The following is a 3,465-nucleotide window of genomic DNA, read 5'->3' as shown; positions in this document are numbered from 1 at the left end:
GTCGGCGCCGGCTTCACCGGACTGGCCGCCGCGCACGAACTCGCCCTGGCGGGCCTGCGCTGCCGGATCGTCGAGGCCGCCGACCGGATCGGCGGCCTCGCCGCGACCTTCCCGGTCGGCGACCGCGAGCTGGAGCGGTTCTACCACCACTGGTTCGACTCCGACCGGGAGATCTTCCGGCTCTGCGCGGAACTCGGCTGCGCGGACCTGGTCGAACGCCACCCCACCAGCACCGGCGTCTACCACGCCAACGCGGTGTACCGCCTCTCCAGCCCGCTCGACGTGCTGCGCTTCGCCCCGCTGCCCCCGGCCGACCGGCTGCGGCTCGGCCTGTCGGCCCTGCGGGCCGGCCGGGTGCGGCACTGGCGCGAGCTGGAGTCGCTCACCGCCGAGCAGTGGCTGGTCCAGCTGGGCGGGCGCCGGGCCTACGAGGTGGTCTGGCGCCCGCTGCTGGAGGGCAAGTTCGGCTCCTACGCCTCGCAGGTCGGCGCCACCTGGATGTGGACCAAGCTGCACCTGCGCGGCGGCAGCCGCTCCCGCTCCGGCCAGGAGGTGCTGCACTACCTGCGCGGCGGCTCCGGCGCCCTGCTGGACGCCTGGTGCACGCGGCTCGAGCAGCTGGGCGTGGAACTGCACACCGGCAGCCCGGTCGACGCGGTGCTGGTCGGGGAGCGGGGCGTGACCGGCGTCCGGGCGGGCGGGCGGACCCTGCGGGCCCGCCGGGTCCTGGTCACCACCGCCCCCGGCCTGCTGGCGGGCATGCTCGACGACGCCGCCGGCGCCCACCCCGCCGTCCCGGGACTGGTGCGCCGGCTGCGCTCCGTCCCGTACCTGGCCAACCTCTGCCTGGTCCTGGAGAACCGCCGGGCCCTGTCCGACACCTACTGGCTCAACGTCACCGACCCGGCGTTCCCGTACGTCGGCGTCATCGAGCACACCAACCTCGACGCGCCGGAGCGCTACGGCGGCCGGCACCTCGTCTACCTGTCCAAGTACCTCCCCGTCGACGCCGAGCTGTACCGGATGAGCGACGAGCAGGTCTACCGCCACAGCCTGCCCCACCTGCGCCGGATGTTCCCCCGGTTCCGCGAGGACTGGGTGCACCGCTACCACGTCTGGCGGGCCGAGCACGCCCAGCCGGTGGTCACCCCCGGCTACTCCCGGCGCGTCCCCGAGGTCGAGTGCGCCGTGCCCGGCCTCTACATGTCGAGCATGGCGCAGGTCTTCCCGGAGGACCGCGGCACCAACTACGCCGTGCGGCACGGTCGTTCGGCCGGACGGCTCATCGCGGACCGGATCCGCACCCGCGATCGCGCGGGACTCCGCACGGGGGCACCCACCGAGGAGGCGGTATGAACGACCTGCTGGACATCGCGGCCGCCGAGGACCTGACCGAGGAGCAGGTCCACGCGCTCTACCGGAGCTTCGTCAGCCGCAGCCAGGTCTCCCTGGTCGGGGCGTTCGGCTTCGGCCACGACCTGGTCGAGAGCGCCGAGGGCTGCTGGATCACCCTGCGCGACGGCCGGCGCGTGCTGGACTTCACCGGCGGGATCGGCGTCCTCAACCACGGCCACAACCACCCGCGGATCCTCGCCGCCCGCCGGCGCTTCGCCGAGCAGCGCCGGATGGAGGTCCACAAGAACTACCTCTCGCCCTACGTCGCGGCCCTCAGCCACAACCTCGCCCGGCTGCTCCCCGGCGACCTGGACGTCAGCTACTTCCCCAACTCCGGTGCGGAGGCCGTCGAGGGCGCCGTCAAACTCGCCTACAAGTACCACGCGGGCCGGCGGGGCACGGTGCTGCACACCGACATCTCCTTCCACGGCAAACTGCTCGGCGCGGGCAGCCTCACCGCCTCCCCCGAACTCCACTTCGACTACCCGAGGATCCCCGGCACCGACTACTTCGGCTACGGCGACCTCGACTCCTTCGCCCTCGCCCTGGACCGGCACCGGGCGCTGGACGGCGGCAGCGACGTCTACGCGGTGGTCCTGGAGCCGTTCAGCGCCTCCAGCCTGCGCGCGTGCTCCGGGGAGTTCCTGCGCGAGGTGCGCCGGCTCTGCACCGAGCAGGACATCGTGCTGGTCTTCGACGAGGTCTACACCGGCTGGGGCCGCACCGGCGCGCTGTTCCACTTCATGCACCACCCCGGGCTGGTCCCCGACGTCGTGACGATGTCCAAGTCCTTCGGCGGCGGCAAGGCCTCCATCGCCGGGTACGTGGCCCGCGGCCCCGTGTTCCGCCGCGCCTACGACACCCTCCAGGACGCCACCCTGCACAGCACCACCTACTACGGCTTCGGCGAGGAGACCGCCACCGCGCTGGAGGCCGTCGCCGTCGCCGTCGAGGACGACTACCCGGCTCGCGCCCGCAAACTCGGCGCCGTCCTGGAGCCCGGCCTGCGGCGGATCGCCGACCGGCACCCCGGCCTGGTCGCCTCGACCGCCGGGAGCGGCGCCCTGCACGGCGTCTTCCTCAAGGCCGGACCGGCCGCGCTCGACCGCCTGCTGCCGCTGCTCCCGGCAGCACTCGGGCGCGACGCCCGGCTCCGCACCAAACTGATCACCGGAGCGGTGATCGCCGCCCTCTACCGCGACCACGGCGTGCTCACCTTCTTCGGCTCCAACCACGGCCTGCCACTGGTCGTCGCGCCGCCGCTGGTCGCCGAGGAACCCGAGGCGCAGACCTTCCTGCGGGCGCTCGACGAGGTGCTCGGACAGGGCGCGGTCCGCCTGCTCGGCCGGTTCGCCAAGGAACTCGCCACCGGGAGGCTCCGGCCGTGACCGTCGACCTCCTGCTGCTGCACGACGGCCCGGTCGCCCGGGAGCTGCCCGAACGGATCTGGTACCCGGTCTGGGACTCGGGCGCCAAGCTCGACCACGCGGTGCGCACCGTCGCGCAGGCCCGCTCGGTCGCCGCCGCCGACCTCAAGGCCCAGCTCGGCCTGCTGGACGCCCGCCACCTCGCCGGGGACCGGGCGCTCACCGACGAGCTGCGCTCCGCGGTGCTCACCGACTGGCGCGCGAGCGCCCCCGCGCGCCTGCCCGAGCTGCGCGAGCTGGGCCGCGAGCGGGCCGAACGGCACGGTGAGCTGTCCTTCCTGCTGGAGCCCGACCTCAAGGAGGCCCGCGGCGGCCTGCGCGACGTCGTGGCGCTGGACGCGATCGCCGCCAGCTGGCTGGCCGACGCGCCCCGGGACGGCCTGGACGCCGCCGCGCAGCGGCTGTCCGACGTGCGCGACGCCCTGCACCTGGCCACCGGCCGGGCCACCGACCGGCTCGCCCTCCAGGACCAGGACCAGGTCGCCGAGCGGCTCGGGGTGCTGGACGCCGACACCCTGCTGCGCCAGGTCTACGAGGCCGCCCGCACCATCGCCTACGCGGGCGACGTCACCTGGCGGGCGGTGGACCGGGTGCTCGCGGCCGGCGGAAAGCCGGCCAAGACAGTGGCCCGCCACGCCGCCAT

At 74.3% G+C, this 3,465-nt stretch carries 2 protein-coding genes and 1 pseudogene; all 3 read left to right on the top strand.

The genetic code is table 11. The features are described 5' to 3' along the window. On the top strand, positions 1-1,356 hold a 1,356-nt coding region (locus ABZW03_RS38715; protein WP_355269247.1), incomplete at its 5' end, for an NAD(P)/FAD-dependent oxidoreductase. Next, positions 1,353-2,783: an aminotransferase class III-fold pyridoxal phosphate-dependent enzyme gene (locus ABZW03_RS38710; RefSeq protein ID WP_355269245.1), complete on the top strand. Its 1,431-nt coding sequence runs from the start codon at positions 1,353-1,355 to the stop codon at positions 2,781-2,783. The genes ABZW03_RS38715 and ABZW03_RS38710, both read left to right, overlap by 4 nt. Then, positions 2,780-3,465 (top strand): annotated as a pseudogene (locus ABZW03_RS38705) ([protein-PII] uridylyltransferase); the annotation flags it as partial. The gene ABZW03_RS38710 and the pseudogene ABZW03_RS38705, both read left to right, overlap by 4 nt.

The organism is Kitasatospora sp. NPDC004799, assembly GCF_040609095.1.
GTDB lineage: Bacteria > Actinomycetota > Actinomycetes > Streptomycetales > Streptomycetaceae > Kitasatospora.
The sequence above is the reverse complement of the archived record's forward strand: the minus strand, read 5'-3'. Positions and strand labels throughout refer to the sequence as shown.

What these genes read in the sequence shown, in the direction of transcription:
- ABZW03_RS38710 (WP_355269245.1), top strand. Translation starts at nt 1,353, where the DNA reads ATGAACGACCTGCTGGACATCGCGGCCGCCGAGGACCTGACCGAGGAG.